Origin of the sequence: Flavobacterium chungnamense (genome assembly GCF_039539165.1) — a bacterium.
Lineage (GTDB): Bacteria > Bacteroidota > Bacteroidia > Flavobacteriales > Flavobacteriaceae > Flavobacterium > Flavobacterium chungnamense.
Genome location: NZ_BAABCS010000018.1, coordinates 16,046 through 32,510, shown reverse-complemented (window position 1 = coordinate 32,510; position 16,465 = coordinate 16,046). Strand labels below are relative to the sequence as shown.

Annotated in this window: 18 protein-coding genes; 12 read left to right on the top strand and 6 right to left on the bottom strand. The window is 28.6% G+C overall.

The window, feature by feature from the left end; all coding sequences use genetic code 11:
• Positions 1 to 5 precede the first annotated feature (5 nt).
• From ABD771_RS09805 to ABD771_RS09795, 3 genes are all read right to left on the bottom strand, one after another.
• Complete coding sequence (locus tag ABD771_RS09805) at positions 6 to 1,928, bottom strand: KAP family P-loop NTPase fold protein (RefSeq protein WP_345094020.1); 1,923 nt, start codon at positions 1,926 to 1,928, stop codon at positions 6 to 8.
• A 100-nt stretch (positions 1,929 to 2,028) separates the two neighbouring features.
• Positions 2,029 to 2,490 carry a hypothetical protein gene (locus ABD771_RS09800; RefSeq protein ID WP_344816608.1) on the bottom strand — a complete coding sequence of 154 codons (462 nt, stop codon included), beginning with the start codon at positions 2,488 to 2,490 and terminating at the stop codon, positions 2,029 to 2,031.
• Positions 2,491 to 2,563: 73 nt separating this feature from the next.
• Positions 2,564 to 2,920 carry a hypothetical protein gene (locus ABD771_RS09795; protein ID WP_344816609.1) on the bottom strand — a complete coding sequence of 119 codons (357 nt, stop codon included), beginning with the start codon at positions 2,918 to 2,920 and terminating at the stop codon, positions 2,564 to 2,566.
• A gap of 128 nt (positions 2,921 to 3,048) precedes the next feature.
• Here ABD771_RS09795 and ABD771_RS09790 point away from each other — a divergent pair, with 128 nt between their 5' ends.
• Positions 3,049 to 4,275: a hypothetical protein gene (locus ABD771_RS09790; protein WP_344816610.1), complete on the top strand. Its 1,227-nt coding sequence runs from the start codon at positions 3,049 to 3,051 to the stop codon at positions 4,273 to 4,275.
• Positions 4,276 to 4,443: 168 nt separating this feature from the next.
• Here the strand turns inward: ABD771_RS09790 and ABD771_RS09785 are convergent, their stop codons facing one another.
• Positions 4,444 to 5,724 (bottom strand): hypothetical protein, encoded by a 1,281-nt coding sequence (locus ABD771_RS09785; protein ID WP_344816611.1) that lies wholly within the window; start codon positions 5,722 to 5,724, stop codon positions 4,444 to 4,446.
• A gap of 87 nt (positions 5,725 to 5,811) precedes the next feature.
• Between ABD771_RS09785 and ABD771_RS09780 the strand changes: the two genes are divergently transcribed.
• The 8 genes from ABD771_RS09780 to ABD771_RS09745 all read left to right on the top strand — a co-directional run bounded on the left by ABD771_RS09780 (position 5,812) and on the right by ABD771_RS09745 (position 11,620).
• Complete coding sequence (locus tag ABD771_RS09780; protein ID WP_344816612.1) at positions 5,812 to 7,620, top strand: KAP family P-loop NTPase fold protein; 1,809 nt, start codon at positions 5,812 to 5,814, stop codon at positions 7,618 to 7,620.
• A 33-nt stretch (positions 7,621 to 7,653) separates the two neighbouring features.
• The gene (locus ABD771_RS09775) at positions 7,654 to 7,902 is read left to right on the top strand and encodes a hypothetical protein (RefSeq protein ID WP_344816613.1); all 249 of its coding nucleotides are present in this window, start codon (positions 7,654 to 7,656) and stop codon (positions 7,900 to 7,902) included.
• A 50-nt stretch (positions 7,903 to 7,952) separates the two neighbouring features.
• The gene (locus ABD771_RS09770) at positions 7,953 to 8,258 is read left to right on the top strand and encodes a hypothetical protein (RefSeq protein ID WP_344816614.1); all 306 of its coding nucleotides are present in this window, start codon (positions 7,953 to 7,955) and stop codon (positions 8,256 to 8,258) included.
• A 60-nt stretch (positions 8,259 to 8,318) separates the two neighbouring features.
• Entirely contained in the window at positions 8,319 to 8,714 is a 396-nt protein-coding gene (locus tag ABD771_RS09765; RefSeq protein WP_345094016.1) for a hypothetical protein, read from the top strand.
• A 14-nt stretch (positions 8,715 to 8,728) separates the two neighbouring features.
• Positions 8,729 to 9,088, top strand: a complete 360-nt coding sequence (locus ABD771_RS09760; RefSeq protein WP_344816616.1) for a hypothetical protein — start codon at positions 8,729 to 8,731, stop codon at positions 9,086 to 9,088.
• Positions 9,089 to 9,101: 13 nt separating this feature from the next.
• Positions 9,102 to 10,304, top strand: a complete 1,203-nt coding sequence (locus ABD771_RS09755; protein WP_344816617.1) for an ion channel — start codon at positions 9,102 to 9,104, stop codon at positions 10,302 to 10,304.
• Positions 10,305 to 10,332: 28 nt separating this feature from the next.
• Positions 10,333 to 10,686 (top strand): hypothetical protein, encoded by a 354-nt coding sequence (locus tag ABD771_RS09750; protein WP_344816618.1) that lies wholly within the window; start codon positions 10,333 to 10,335, stop codon positions 10,684 to 10,686.
• A gap of 67 nt (positions 10,687 to 10,753) precedes the next feature.
• Complete coding sequence (locus ABD771_RS09745; protein ID WP_344816619.1) at positions 10,754 to 11,620, top strand: SH3 domain-containing protein; 867 nt, start codon at positions 10,754 to 10,756, stop codon at positions 11,618 to 11,620.
• Positions 11,621 to 11,650: 30 nt separating this feature from the next.
• Here ABD771_RS09745 and ABD771_RS09740 read toward each other — a convergent pair whose 3' ends face one another.
• The gene (locus ABD771_RS09740) at positions 11,651 to 13,339 is read right to left on the bottom strand and encodes a sodium:solute symporter family transporter (protein WP_345094013.1); all 1,689 of its coding nucleotides are present in this window, start codon (positions 13,337 to 13,339) and stop codon (positions 11,651 to 11,653) included.
• 3 nt (positions 13,340 to 13,342) lie between these two features.
• Complete coding sequence (locus tag ABD771_RS09735; protein ID WP_344816621.1) at positions 13,343 to 13,726, bottom strand: HU family DNA-binding protein; 384 nt, start codon at positions 13,724 to 13,726, stop codon at positions 13,343 to 13,345.
• 308 nt (positions 13,727 to 14,034) lie between these two features.
• Between ABD771_RS09735 and ABD771_RS09730 the strand changes: the two genes are divergently transcribed.
• The 3 genes from ABD771_RS09730 to ABD771_RS09720 all read left to right on the top strand — a co-directional run bounded on the left by ABD771_RS09730 (position 14,035) and on the right by ABD771_RS09720 (position 16,462).
• A complete protein-coding gene (locus ABD771_RS09730; RefSeq protein ID WP_344816622.1) occupies positions 14,035 to 15,120 on the top strand; it encodes a hypothetical protein in 1,086 nt (361 codons plus the stop codon).
• Between the two features lie 72 nt (positions 15,121 to 15,192).
• Entirely contained in the window at positions 15,193 to 15,591 is a 399-nt protein-coding gene (locus tag ABD771_RS09725; RefSeq protein ID WP_344816623.1) for a hypothetical protein, read from the top strand.
• A gap of 247 nt (positions 15,592 to 15,838) precedes the next feature.
• Positions 15,839 to 16,462, top strand: a complete 624-nt coding sequence (locus tag ABD771_RS09720; RefSeq protein WP_345094011.1) for a hypothetical protein — start codon at positions 15,839 to 15,841, stop codon at positions 16,460 to 16,462.
• Positions 16,463 to 16,465 lie beyond the last annotated feature (3 nt).

Below are 16,465 nucleotides of genomic sequence, written 5' to 3'. Positions count from 1 at the left end.
TGTTTTTAATTAGTTAAACGTTTAATAAATTGTTGGGTTACCCTATTAAAAAATAGAGCAACTGTTTCTTGTGATTGATTTTTACTAAATTCGGCAGTACAAGCTAAACAACCAAATTTAGCCAAATCCCAATCTGAAATTTCTTTTATTAGCCAAACACCTGGAACAATTTCAATTTTCGAATTGTTTGATAAAGACAATTCTTCTCTAGTAACTTTCCAACCAAATTCTGAAGCTATTTGAATCATATCATCCACAAATTGAGCATTATATCCATAATAGTTTATATTTAATCCCGTACCCGTTTTAGAAGGATCATTACAATAAATAGTTTGAATTGACTTTCCACCTTTACCTTCCACCCATCTATAAAAAGAGGTCACTGTTTTAGCAAAATTTATCTTTTGCCCGATGGCTTCAAGATTGTTATTGATAGGTTCAAAAATGGATTCCCATAAGGTGATAGCTTGTTTGTTACAATTAGAAGCAATTAATTGTTCTTTCTTAGCATCTAAGCCATTATATCGTATTTTACTTTTTCCTATTTGTATTATATTCTGTTTAGACTCTTGGCTATCATCAATCGATGTAATAGCCGCAAACTCTAAAGCATCATTTATTATTTCGTTAAAATTACCTTTAAAGGTTTCTTTAAGGCTATTTAGTAATTCTAATACATTAAATACTTTGCTTTTTAAGTAAGTATCTGATTGACAAAATCCCCAAATTACTTTTTCCCATTCTTCATCTAGCAGATCGTTCTCACCATATCTAGATATTTTTTCTTCAATTCCTTCCCATACTAAATTATTTTTTGCGGCAAAAGATTTGTCCCAATCAAAGTAAATAGGATTAATCGCAATGTATTTAAATATTTTAGGATAAGAAATTTGAATTCCTAAAAGCGCAAATAACATTAATTCAACTTGTTCAAAAGTATCTGAATTAGTTTCCTGCTTTTCATCATCTATAGTTCTTATGGTATTAAGCAAACTAAAAGTGTTTAAAAAGCGCTTTAAACTTCTTGGATTATATCCAACACTAAGTTGAACAACATCAAGATAAGTCTTAATCTTTTCGTCATTTAACTTTAAACCAAAATTTTGAAGTTTTTCTTTTAAAAAATTATTAATGTCATAAGTGCCAATTGGCATGCTAAAGGGAACCTGAATGATTTTATCAAAAAAAGATCTAAACTCTCTTTCATTTTCATCTGTCTTTTTTCCAAACTTGCCTTCTAATCCTTTTACCACAACATCATAATCTATAGCAAGTACAAAAATGCAATTTTGTAAGTCAAAAATATTTTTTAAGGATTCTAATACTTCTACTGCGTCAGTTGGATTAATTCTATCTAAATCATCTACAAAAAAAACGACTCTTTCATATCTATTTTTTGGATCATTTATTAATTGATTGATAACATCACTTATGTCCTTTTTTACTTCTGCAATTTCAGATTTGGTAAGTATTGATTCCGTATTATTTTCAATTGCTGATTTAAAATCAACTCCTACTTGATTTGCAACAGCTTGATTTATTATGTTTCCAAAAAATCTTCCAACTTTTTTTATTTTATTTTCAACATCACCTTCTTTTGGCCAGTCGCTTCCGCAAGTTTCTTTTAAGTCGTACAATAATCCATTCAATATAGCAGGAGTAGTCTCCTTCACACCTCTAAACAAACTGTATTCCCATGTATTGACCCAAGATGTAGCGACATTTTCATTAGAAAGTTCTTCTCGAATCATACACATCATAGATGTTTTTCCTGTTCCCCATTCGCCTTGTAAACCAATTGTTATTGGAGTGTCACTATTTAAAATAAATTTTGAGAGCGATTTAATGTAACGAGATACGTCTAATTGATCTTGTTCATTTTTCTCAATTGGTTTATCTTTAATTGAAATGGCATTAATTTTATTCATATTGCTAGTCTTTTAGCGTTTGAAGATTTTTTCGATATCCTTAAATTTAAATCTTATCAGATATAATTTTGTTTATTGGTGATTGACTTTATTAAGTTATTTATTTTTTAGAATAATATTCTTCTAATGTTTTACATTTTTCAGATTTTAGCCAGTCTTCAATCGAATTAAACCCACGGTCTTTGCACCAATCTTTTAAATCTTCTTTTCTTGCTGCTTGGCCTAATGTATATTTATTATTTATACAATAAGTATCATATTCATTAACTACTTGAACAGTTAGTCCAAAATGAGCATCAATCAATTTTTCAAATTCATCAATGGTCATGGATACTTTAATTTTTAAATCTTCATTTGATGATTTAATATCTTTACTTGTTCGTTGATTTAATGCTGCTAATGTTAGACTTTCATCGGCTAATTGTTTGCCTTTATAAACTCTTAGTGTAAGTCCAAAATTAGTTTTAAAATCAGCTTTAAGACTTCTAATTTTTTTATTTGGTGCTAAATGAAAATCTTTAGCTTTAAATTTATCGGTAATATTTGAAATAAAATCGAACATAGTAGTATAGTTTTAAATTAAAAAAAACCAAATGTTATTTGGTTTTTAGCATTGTGAATTTTTTGTTTAAATATTATACAAACGAAACAAAACCTTCTTCTTTGGCAGTTTCATTTTGTTGTGCTAACGTTCTAGTGTCTGCCTCGCCTTTTGTATTGTGGATTCTTCCATCAGCTGATTTACAAACAACCTGAACATTAATTCCAAAATTCTCCATAAATCTTCTCTCTAAACTTCCTACTGTTAAATTACCTACGATAGATAATTCACCACCATTTTTTTCTCTTACCTCAGATAGATTTTTGTCAATATCAATTGGATGATTATTTGCCTTTTTGAATACTAAAGACAAATAATTAAATTTTTCTGAAAATTCATTAACAATAGTTTTAATTTTTTTGTTACCTGTCATTGTAATTTCTGTAGCCATAAATTGTATGTATTTAAATTTAAATTTGTTAAAAATACTATTCTTCTTTTTAAATTTTTATTGCAAGTTATTGCAACTTTATAATCAAAAAGGAATACCCATATATTTGTGCAACCATAAACATAAACATGAATCAACCGAATCCTTATCTAATAGCGCTTTGCAATCAACTTGAAATCCAATTAGGATTTAAGATAAAAAACATTGCAAATGCACAAAAGTGTTCGGAGGTTTTGGCATTAGAAAAATTATATATTTCTCAGCACACCATTGCAAGGATGTTTGGTGTCGTAAAACCTTTTAGAACTCCTTATAAAGATACTTTGAATGTAATTGCACGTTATTTGAGTTATGACGATTGGGAAGATTTTTGTACCAATCAAACCAATGTTCCTTTTGATCCCAACTATTTTCTTACCGAGGCTTCTGATGGTTTTTCGTTAGCGGTATTGCAATTAGCATTGGCCAATGAAGATTTTAAAGCCTTGCACCTTGTGTTAGAAAAAGCAAAAAAAAATGAAAACGAAGCCATATTATTTACTGCAGCTTCCCTAATTGGCACTTATGTTCGAGTATGTAAAAAGCAAAAAAAATTACTTCAATTTTTAGCAGACAATAGTGTTGGCCATCGCTTTTTTTATGAATGTTATGTAGATGAAGACAATGACAATAATTATTTTTCAGAAGCTTTAGTGAATTATTATTTACCTAATGTTACTAACGATTACAGAAAATTATATGTCTATTGTTTTGTCATAAGCCAAACGGCGCATAAAGCACAAAATGCTTCTCCTCTAATTCAAGAATTTCAAAAATTAACAGTTCAATTAGATAAAAAAAATGGCCATTTTCACGAACTTTCAAGATGGATGGAATGTCAAATACTGATAGATGGTTTTAATAGAATCCTTAATGATACATGGAAAATTCATGTAGCAGAAATACTAGTTTTATCAAAAGGTTTAGGGTTTAATGAAAAAGCATGGTTATTTTCTAGGTCATTGAAAGCACTAGTCTTTTTTGGATTTAAAGAAGAATTGTTCCATCATGAAGAATTAAACAAAAGTATTGATGACCTAATAAAGCACCAAAAGAAAGAGTTCCATAGCATCGCTTTGTATGTGCTCCAATTGTATTGGATTTGCAAATCGCTTTACTTCAATAATAAATCGGTTTACAACCCATTTAGAATCCATAATATCCTTTTTCAAAATGAAAGCAATGAAAAAACAGCTATTGAATTTGCAGTTGCCTCACTATTTGCTTCGGGAGAAAATAAAAATATTATTACGCTTAATTTAAAAAGTTTTTGCGAAAATAAGGGTGTTTATTGGGTTGTGAAGATGTTGGGTTAATTTAATTTTATAACTCCAAATCATAATTGGCGTTCGATTTATCAATAAGTTGATAAAAACAAAAAAAACATTACAAACAACAGCAACAATCCTATAAATAGAAGATAACTTCCGATTAAGAAATTTCAAAAAATAAGGTACAAGAGAAAATTTTTTCAAGATACAAAGTTAATCTTCAATATATTTTTGAGCCGCAATAACAAACTTATAAAAACCAATTTTATTGGCTAATTCTTTTAACTTAGAATAATTTTCATTTACTTTATTGATATCTTTTTCATAAAAATATAATTTGATTTTTGTTAAATAATAGAAAAGTGTAATATAATCAGTGTAGGCTAATTCAATCTTTTCTAATTCTATTAACTCCAAATTATTTTTAGCCGCTTTTAAATTCCCTTTTGATATATTAACACTTGCTAAACCTATTAAATAATTAGCGATAGTACTTTTTGAAGACCATCTGTCCACTTCAAATAGTTCTTCATAATAATTCTCAATAATTAAATTTAAAAAATCATATTCATCTTTTATTACAAGAGCAGGTATTATCTCTATCAAGAATAAATGATGTTGAGTTGCTTTGAGTTCATTTTTTATTGAATTTTCAAGTAATTTATCTATTTTTTCCTCACTCAATATTTTATAACCATAATATCTACCCACCAAAACAGGATAAATTTGCTCCGTTTTTTTTGGTAAATCAATTAAAATTTCTCTGTAGTCTTCATTAGAATAAAATTTTTGATAAAATTCCATTAAACAAGTAAAAAGAAAATCAGATTCATTAGCATTAAATTCATTTATCATTTTAATTACCTCGATGTAATAACCGTTGAGGTGCGAATAATCAATATAGCGCAATGGTGCAGAGTTTCTAAAACTTTCAAATGGTATAAGAGTTTTATAAATAGATAAAGTAACCTTGGTTGCTAATTTATAAAAACTAAAAGTAATTAATAGAGCAAATTTTGTAAGCGCATTATCTTTTAGTTTTTTATAATCAAAAACTGTAAAAAAAACAATTAGAGAGTCTGTTTTGTTTTTCTCAATTAAGAAACAAACATAATTTGCAACAGCAATAATATTATTTTCATTTTGTAAGGCATAATTAAATTGCAATACCTCGTTTTTTTCTAATTCATTTTCGTTAAGCTGCAACCTCAACATTTTAAGTTGAAAATACCAATCATCATAATTTTCTCCATTCTTTAAATAATTCGAATAGCTATTATATCCTAAATATAAAGCAAATGTGTTTAAAGTTTCAACTGATGGAGTTGTTGCATTTAAAAAACCAAAAAAACGTCTCAAAGTGTTGAAAGAAATATTCTTAGTTGTTACATTATAAATATCCTCTTGTAAATATTTTAAGTCTCTAACTTTTAAAACCTCAATCTTTGATTTTTTTTGGATATCGATTATAAGATTTGAATATTCTTTTTGCATACATGAGCTAAATATGAGCTAAATTAAATAATTATTATTTTATATTTACTTTTTTTAATCAAAAATTAAAAACTAAATTAATTATTTATGAGTTCAATAACAGATAAGCCAATTAATAAGAAAGGTGAAGACTTATTAAAAGTAGAAAAGTATAGTCAAGCTCTTTCAAATTTTATTACCAGAAGTGATACACCAATCACTATAGGTCTTCAAGGCGAATGGGGTACTGGAAAAACATCATTAATGTCTTTGCTTTTAGAAGATTTTAATGAAAAAAACATAGCATGTTCATGGGTAAACACTTGGGAATATAGTATGTTTCGTGGAGCAAATGAAACTACTCCTGGTGTGTTAAAAGGTATGCTAGAAAAACTAAAGGAATCTTGTGAAAGCAGAGGCGTATGGACTTTGAAAGATGAAAGTAAGGCAACTTTCAAAAAGGTGACAGGTTTTGTAGGTAATTTAATGAATCAAGTAGTCGCCAACCAAACAGGAATGAATATTAAAGAAGCTTCCGAAAGCTTAACTTCTTCTCAAAATTCAACAGCTGAAATTGCTGAAATTAAATCATTAATCACAGGATTAATAAATGACTTGGTAAATGACTCAAAAAATCCAATCCAAAAAGTAGTTTTCTTTGTAGACGATTTAGATCGAATCCCACCAGGAGATGCGGTAGAAGTTTTAGAAGCACTTAAAAATATATTTGATATTCCAAATTGTATTTTCATTTTAGCAATTGATTATGATGTAGTTGTAAAAGGATTAGAAAGTAAATTCGGACCAAAAACTGAAGAAAATGAGCGGGAATTTCGTTCTTTTTTTGATAAAATTATTCAAGTACCCTTTTCAATGCCTACAGGAACCTATGACATTGAAAACTTCTTAGTTGAAAAATTAAATAGTATTGGCATTCAAATTACAGACGAAGAAAAAGAATTATATACCAAAGCCGTTAAGCACAGTATTGGGTTTAATCCAAGAAGTTTAAAACGCTATTTAAATTCTTTCAGTTTAATTAACCACCTAAAAGAAATTGAAATTAATGAAGATGAGGCTACCGGTGATGACTTTATGCTATTTGCACTGTTAGGAATTCAAATTTCATATCCAAAAATATTTAGATTATTATCACAACAACCCAATTTTACAAATTGGAATAAAGGTTTTGGAAATAAATTTGGAGTGGAATGGGATAATATACAAGAAAAAATAAAAAAGTTTGGTGAATCAGATTTAATTGATGAAGAATGGGAACAAGTGGCATGGGGCGCATGTCAAAATGATTCGTATTTAAAGGCAAGAGCCTTTTCGGTTTTAGAATTATTAAATTTGTTAAGAACCAAATATGGCGAAGATTTAGAGCAAGAGCTTGAAAAAGCCATGGAATTTGCTGCAATTACAAGTGTTGATGACGATGTGGAAACGAAACAAGCCGTGCAAAAAGTTGGAAATAAAACAATTTATAACGGAATTGAAACAAAATTATCTCAATTAGCAGAGGAAGGATATGTAATTGATGCCATAAATAATTTTAGCTCACTTTGGAAAGTGCTAAGTGATAAAGAGCAAATTAATTCAAACTATAGAATATCATTTGCAAAAAGCGGTTGTGGGTTTTATGATGATTCAAAAGGTGGCAGAGGGAAAAACCAACTTATCTACTGCGATAATCCTTCAAAAAAGACTCTTGGAATGAAAATTTATTTTAAAAGCAACACTGGTCTAGTAAAAAAATGTTTTGAACTTTATGGTACTAAATATAATATAATTTCATCAGACTCTTATTTTATTTCTAAAGACAATGATTTAATTTTAGAATCTAATCTATATGAAATCTTAGGAAAAGAAAAATATAGAAATTTAGTAACAGAGATTGCTAACGAAATTGATTAAACCCAGTGAATATAATCTATATTTTTTTTAATTATGAGTGATAAAGAACAAAAAAAGAGAGAACGTGAACGTGCCATAGCTGAAAGAAAAAGAATAGCTGAAGCAAATAAAAGAGAGCGTGAACGTGCAGCAGCTGAAAGAAAAAAAATAGCCGAAGCAAAAAAAAGAGAGCGTGAACGTGCAGTAGCTGAAAGAAAAAAAATAGCCGAAGCAAATAAAAGAGAGCGTGAACGTGCAGCTGCAGAAAGAAAAAGAATAGCTGAATCAAAAAAAAGAAAATAATGGTGTATTCCGAAAAACCAAAGAGTAGGAAAATTTAAAAATTAAATAAAATGGCAACAATTAAAGTAACAAAAGCAAGTTCAGTACAGAGTATTAAATCTCAATTTACTAAGGAATTTAGCTGTAACATTAGAATTTATAATGGAAATAAATTTGCTGATGACAAAATGAAAATTAGTGATTTATCTAAAACAGATAATCCTGGAGGTGATTTAGAACTTGGTGCTAGAAGCAGAGTTGAAAATGTTGAGAAATATTTTAATGAAACATTTGGTATTAAAGTTCAAATATCAAATGCAGATGATACTAAATTGGCTGGTAATGAATTGACTTTAACGCAAGCAGGTAAATTATAAATTAATATAGAAGAGGGTAATCGAGTGTAATCAGCTTACCCTCTTTTAAACTTAAACAAAATGGCAAGAGAAGTAACTACAACAGGTTCGAAAAAATTAAAAACTCTTAAAAAAGAGTTTAACGAACATTTTCCATATTTGAACATCTACATTCATTCTTCAGAAATGGCAATTAAAGCAAAGAAAGGAGAACGAATTTCTTCTTTAGACATAGAAAAAACTTTAACTGAGGTAAGAGAAAAAAATGGCAGTGGATCCATTTCATTTTCAGGAAGAAAAAAAGTAAAAACAATAGAACAAGAATTTAACGAAATTTTTGGTTTGTATGTTCAAATATGTTATACAGACTCGAATGGCGCACGTTTCTATACGATGGGCTCTGATGATGAAAAAACATTAACAGAATTAAACCGAGATAAAGAAGCTGCTGATTGTAAAAAAGATATGTGGAATTAATAAAATAAAAAAATATGGGACTATTTAACAGCATAAAAGATCACTTCAATAAAGCAGAGTTTACAATTGCACCAAATAAAAAATTAAAAACAATTTCAAAAGAGTTTAAAGAAGCTTTTGGATTGAGTTTGGTTTTTTACAAAGGCAATATGATAGCAGAGGACAGTTTAACATTGGCCGCGTTAAACAATAAAACATCAAAAGAAGTTGCTACTACTTCAAAAGAAGGACTTAAATTAAAAGCTAGTATGAAAGTTGGAGATGCAGAAAAATTATTTGATGCTCTTTATGGAATAACTGTTCAAATAAAAGATAAATCGGCTAATAGTTTGGTAGATAATAATCTTACCATTGGCGATGCTTCAAGACAATAAATAGTTATAATTAATGTTAAAAGCAATTAAAAACAAACAGACAGAACTTACGGTATCACTCGGAATGATTTTGGTATTGCTTACATTAGCATCAACACTAATGTATTATTTAGAACACAATGCACAACCGAAATCATTTGAAAATCTCTACTCCTCCTTGTGGTGGGGTGTAGATAAATATCTAACTTCAACTGGAGGCGAAGATATAAATCCTATAACACCAGCTGGTAAATTTCTAGCAGGAGTAATAGCCATTCTTGGTGTGGGTATGTTTGCTCTTCCAGCAGGGATTATTGCTTCAGGTTTTATTGAAGAAATTGAGAAAGACAAATTACAAAAAGAATTAATAAGCCTTGAATCGAAATTAGAATACGCATTTTCCGTAGAGTATTTTGTTCCTGTAATGAACAAGAAAAAAGTTCTTAATTTATCCCATTTACCCAGAAAATGGTTAAGTATTGAAGACATTAAATACAAAATAGGCATTTCAGAAAGTTCTTTATTACAAGTGTGCGAGTTTTCAAAAAAATTAAGATTAAAGAATGTAAAAATAGATGGTCTAGATACTGTTGGTTTAGAATATATAAATTCAAACAGATCCTATGGACAATATATTAACAGAAATTCAAAACTAACTATAGTTAATTTATACCCCTCTATTCAACCCTTTTTTGGTCATTTTAGTATGGCAATAGCAGATATTCTTCAAGCCAATTACATTTCTAATGAATTTTTTAGTAAAGTTTCTCTTGTAGAGAAAAATCAACTTAATATAGTGGAGAACAAAAATTTCTTTGAAAATTCAAAATCACACCCTGCTTTACACGAAATTAAAAAGGATATTACTTCATTGAAGAAAGAAGATGGAATTTGTCTATTTATGGTAAATGCTGGAAATAATGAATATTTAATGCAGTTTAATGTAGGTGGTGAAAAAGGCGATCATAATTTCGAAAATGGGATTTATTTTTCTAATAAAGAAAAATTAGAAGAATATTATAATAATGCTAAAGTTATAGCTGATAAATATGAAAAACTAATTGCAAAACACGCAACTGTTGGGAGACCAGAAAAAGAACATATCGCAAATTACATTAGTACAGAAACCCAAAATGAAGTATTAATGCTACATGTAAATGTGTCAATTTTGAAAGAAAGTGAAATGGATTATTATCAATACATATCAGATTTTGCTACTATATTTAAAGACAATTAATGATTACAAAAAAAATAATTATTACAATATGAAAATAAAACAATTATTATTTGGATGTATCCTAGTTTGCCTCTTTTCAAGTTGTGAACAAAAAAATATTGATTCTGAAATCGAAAGATTACAAATCTTAGAGAACGAATTAACTAAAAACATTTCCGAAAAAAATATCGAACATGCTAAGCTTATATGCATACAAATGAAATGGGAATATGTTGCTACCACTGTTGGTGCGGATGCTAAATGTAAAAAGCTAGCTGAAATTTGGGATGATAAAAGACGAAATTATCTAAAAATTATAGGACTTGATCCCAATGAAATTTTAGGAGAAAAACCAAAGACCAAGACAAAAACTTTAGAAGAAAGATTCTTAAATAGTGAATAAAATAATATTAAGTTACAAATTGCAAATCTCTTCATATTATTGTTTGATTTTAAAAATATATAAAAAAATGAAAAAAATAATTTACCTAACACTACTATCATTAGTATTTATTTCATGTGATTCTAACGAAAGAAACATAAAAAAAACCTTTAACAGATTAAATGATGGGGAAATTTCAGCGGCATCAAAATATATTTGGCCTGAAGACCATAAAAACCTATATACTTTTGATCAACGCTTCTTGAGCAAAAACGATTTGTTGTCTTTTGATATTGAAACTATTGAAAAATTAAATGATGAAAGCTACAAATTAACACTTAATTGTAACAATAGTAATAAAGAAGTACTAGATTATTTTAAAACTAAAGGGAATTTAATTGCAGAAACTAAAATTGTAGATACTATTTTCGTAAAAACAGCGAATGGTAAAGAATATGTAACATTTGATTGGGATTTGAATGACAAATCTATTTCAAATAACATAAAATTATCAAGCATATTAGTTAAAAAATTAAATCTTAGATCTGGTCCAGGAAAGAATTTCAATGTAATTAGTCAACTAGAAAATGGCGATGAACTCCTAATAGATGATAATTATGAAAACTCAAATTGGAGAAAAGGATTTTATTTTGAAGAAAATAGTAGTATTAAAAAAGTTTACTTCTCCTCCAAATTAACCGATAGAAAAGAAATTAGTTTTTTCACATTAAAATGGGCAGAGAGTTTGGGAATTATAGTTATTTCAATATTAGGACTAATTGTACTTTTTGTTGTTTATCCTTTATTATTTTCAGCTCTTTTTAGAGCTGGAGGCGAAGGTGCTGGAGTATTTGCATTAATTCTTTTTGTTATCTTATTAGTTGCTGTCTATTTTACGTATCAAATTATTGAAATAGCATTTTTTGAACTTTTTATAATCAACTTACCTTTTTGATTATGAGATAAAACCGGAAATTTCAATAGTTTACTTGCTCAACTCCAAATCATATCTGGCATTCGCTTTCTGAATAAGCTTATAAGAAATAAAGAAGCTCAATATAAACAAAACTAGTAATCCAGTAAATAAGGCATAGCGTCCAATTAAGAAATTCCAAAAGATAAAATACAATAGAAAACCATTACCGGTTTGAAGTATCCACGCTAAAAGTCTTAGTTTAGAAAAAGTTTTTCCACTATTGTTAAATGGTTTCCAAAAACCACCAGGTTTTATGGTTGTGGCAAAGGTTTGTAAAACTTTAGCTTCTGTTGGAGCTGTACAGTAAGTAACCACCAACCAAGTAATGCAAACGGCAATGGTTAAAATGATGATTTTAATTGGATAATAGTCCATGTTAAAATTCTGTTCTAAACTAACAAGGAATTGATGAAATACTTTATTATTATCATAAAACCAATCTAAAACTGGTGGATAAATTAAAGCAGCTAGCATTGCCGATAACTGCGACCAAGCATTGATGCGCCACCAATACCATCGCAACATAAAAACTGGACCTACTCCTGCTGTTATTGCAAACAAATACTTCGTAATTCCTACTAACGAATCGGCATAGATGGCTATACCTCCAGATACTATAATAATATAGATCATGGCTATTATTCCGAACTTCTTTGCTTTAGCATCACTCAGATTTGGATTGATAGTATGTTTGTAAAAGTTCTCAATTAATAAGGAACCACCCCAATTTTGTGTGTTTTGAACAAACGAAAGAAAAGGAATCATAAATATTACAACTACCAAAACTAACATCCAAGATGGTAATACTTTTACAAATAAGGAAGTAAAAGCCAATTCGCTATCTGCCGAACCACTGGCATAGCCATAACAAACAGCCATAAAAGGTAAGGTAAACAGTAATACCCTAAAAAGCACTATTGATAAGGAAGGAATAAAAACACTTTTCAGTAAATCTTTACTAGTATTGGTTGCCATCAATTTTTGTCCATTCATATCAGGATAATCTAATATTGAAGCTGACCACCATTGCACCAACACAAAAACAATAAAAGCATTAAAAGTTTTAGAACCTATAGACGGAATAATATTGAAATTGGTTTTTGAAGATTGTAGTGTAGCTGATAAATGGAATAAACCTCCAGTATTTAGAAATAAGCAAACTATGATAATTAGAAATAGCACTATAAAAACTATAAATAAAACAAAATCTAATTTTAAACGTTGCTTCAAACTATTAAAGAACGTTAGAAGTATAACAAGAAAAGTCAATAGTAGTATTGCTAAATTGATTTCTATTCCAACAATAAAACAGAAAATCTTACTAAAAGCCAAAAGACTAAAACTGATAATAAAAGGAACAATCAACAAGCCTAAATACAAACTCCTAAAATTATGAAGTACCTTGGCTCCTGTTCCTGAGTATCTAAAAAACAAGAACTCATTTTCGGTTTTTACCGGAACTTTTCTCCATAAATGAGCAAAAAACGATACACTAAAAGCCGAACCTATAGCGGCACACCAATACAACCACATATCCGAAAGTTGCCCATTTAATAAAGAGGAACAAATTAATTGCGGTTCTATCATGATGCCACTTGCTAATAACATAGAAAAGCCAATGAGCCACCAAGATTCGTTTTTGGAATAAAATAGATTAGTTCCTATTATGGTCTGTTTTTTTTGTAGCCAGTTTTTCAAATCTTATCGCATTCTTTTATATGTAATTCGCTTTATTTTACTCTTCAACTCCTTAGAAGGTTTGTAACTTATTTTTGCACCTTTTATATTTGACTTTCCTAAAACTTGTTCTGTTTCGGCAGCAACACCTTGCAAAATAAGTTGAAAAGTACCCAAGCTATCTATTTTAACTATATTTCCGTTAGACAAAGCTTCTCCTATCACATCACTTAGAGCCATAATTACTCCATAACAATCCGCTTTGCTCATAGAGGAACGTCCTGAAATAATTTTAGCCAAATCCTCCAATTGCATTTCTCCTTTACTTACTGCACAAGGGTAATATTTTACCTCAGGAGGTGATACCAAATTGTTCTGCTTGGGAATCATTTTAAATTGTACTGACATAAAAATAGTTTGTTAAGGTATATAAAATAGTTTGATAAGTACAAATATAGCAAAAGATGTACGACTTTTATACGAATACCGTACATCTTTTATTTAAGTATCGTACATCTTTTATTTAAGTGTCGTACATATATAATAAAATTTATAGTGATGAATTTAAAAAGTTATCAGTATGAAATAAAAACACGATACTGATAAGTTCAATTTTATAATAAAAGAGTCCTAACTTAATGCCTAAAAGCAAAAAGTAATTCAATAAAGATTATAATTAAACCTATTTTATTATATTTGAAATACTATTTAAGTTTATGACCAAATCAAGATACACTTTAAACACCTTCACGCTTTCTGAATTAAAAAGTCAGATAGCTGTAAAATTAACTTTTCCTGTTATTGGAAAACAGGATTGTTTTAAGTTAAGCGAAATCCTTCTCAAAGAAGGTTATGGTAGTGTTTCTGTTACAACATTATATCGTTTATTTATAAACTATAATGGTATAATTCCATATCAAAATACGTTAGATATGTTAGTCAATTATATTGGCTATTCGTGCTGGTCTGATTTTGTTGAAAAAATAGAAGTTAAAAACTATAACTACTCCATCAACCAGCAAAATGATGTTACCAATACCTTAATCTACCATTGCATAGCATCTGGTGCCACAAAACCTTTGAATGCTTTTTTTGAAAGTATTGAGGATATGGAATACAAATTCAAAGTTAAGGTTGCCTTAGATGTTTATGATAGTTTATTAGAAGTCAAAAAACCAGAATTATTTTTCTCAAAATTTCACAATAATAAATTCGTAAAACAATACGTTTTAGAAGATGCTTTTGATCCTATTTTTAGAATTAAAAATTATGATTATGCCTATAAACTCTATTGTAAAGACAGTACTATAAATAATTCATTAGAATCTATTCAAGATTATGTGTTTTCGCAATCTGTTTTATTCAGACATTATTTTTTAATTGGAAATCGTGAAGAAGCATTCTCCATTGGGACTAAAATATATACCCAAACTACAATCACTGATACTGATTTAGAAAGCATTTTTATATTTCCAAACATTCGATTTAGAGCCTACAAAATATGGTATTATCAATTGATTGGAAAGCCAAAAAATACTATTGAAGAATATGTTATTGAATTAATGGAGTATTGCAAAAACAATTATAATGCACTTGATAGCCTAGGAAGAAAAATCGTTTTTCATTGCATCGCGGAAGTATTCTGCCTTTCAAATATAAACACTAAATATCATTTACTACTAAAAAACCTTTTTAAAGAAGAGTTTTTAGCCATTCCTAATTACCTTTTTGAAAAACCACTCAAAAAATCCCTACCCTACTTTGAAGCTAATGGTTTATTGCATTACCGACCTGTAAAATAAAGTTGAACCAAGTTGAACTAAAATTCAACTATTTTAATTTATATTTTTGTATAAACTTAAATTTAAAAAAGTATGGCAGATATTAAAATTAGCGGTAAAATGAAATTAAAAACCTTTCAATCAGAGTTTTGTAAAAAATTTCCTTTTTTAGTTCCTACAATTGTTAATAAAGAAGGAACAAGATTAAGTAATGACTATACCATTGCAAAATGTAATACATTAGTTAATGGAGAGTATTCGCCAATTAAGGTTGATGATTTATCTATCAATGGTAATTTACTAGTTGGTACATTAGAGAAACGTTTCATGGAGTGTTTTGGAATACCATGTCAAGTAATCTACCGAAAAAATGGAAAACATTTACAAACCGGAGGAAAATATGATTCTTTGAGTATTTCAGAGGCAAACAGAACTTTAGAAAGTGAGAATGCTGAGAAAATTGTATTAACAGATATTACATCCTATGCATAAATTCTACTTTTATAGAGAATAACCTAAAACGATTATAGTTGTGTTACACACACTATAATCGTTTTAAGTTTGTAAAAAACATAAACAATCATGTTTTCTTTATAAGGTAGAAAAGATAAGTATATTAGAAAATAAAATTTATGGAAGGATAAGTAAAAAATCAAATATAATACGATAATTAACGTAATAATGATTATTAAATCTATAACCATATTGAAAAAAAAATGTAAATATAAAACGTTCACCTATGAAATACAGCTCTTTTTTAAAACGCAATAAACAAGAAATTCAAAAAGGAATTATATTGGTTATTGGAAAACACATGAATAGAACAGCTCTTGGAATTGTAGATGCACTCTTAATAGTATATCCAAAATTAACTTTTGAAGAACTTAAGGAGATGTTACCAGATACTATAAATCCATCTGCACCCAAAAATTACAAATCATTATTTGCACCCTACAACCCTAATAGAAAATATGGTGTTGTGCAACCAGGTGCAATTAAAAAAGAAGCTATTGAAAACGGATTAGACATCAACGCTTCTCATTTTACTGAAAAAGAAGAAACCTTTATAACGAGCGATGGTATAGAAGTTTTAGTCAGCAAAAGCTGGGAGTCTTCTGACACGCTTACAGGTGAAAATGATTTACAAAATTTAATTAATCATGTTAAACAATATGGAATAATTGTTAACGACACAGAACCTACATCTGAACCTTTAAAAACAGGTAGTTACAAATTATATATTCTAAATAATGAGCTTTTGAAAGAAGTTAATAATTTCAAAAAAACAAATTATTTGTTTTTAGGCATTGCAGTAGCAATAGTTATAAGTCTAATCACTTTATATTTGGTAACTAAATCATAATTT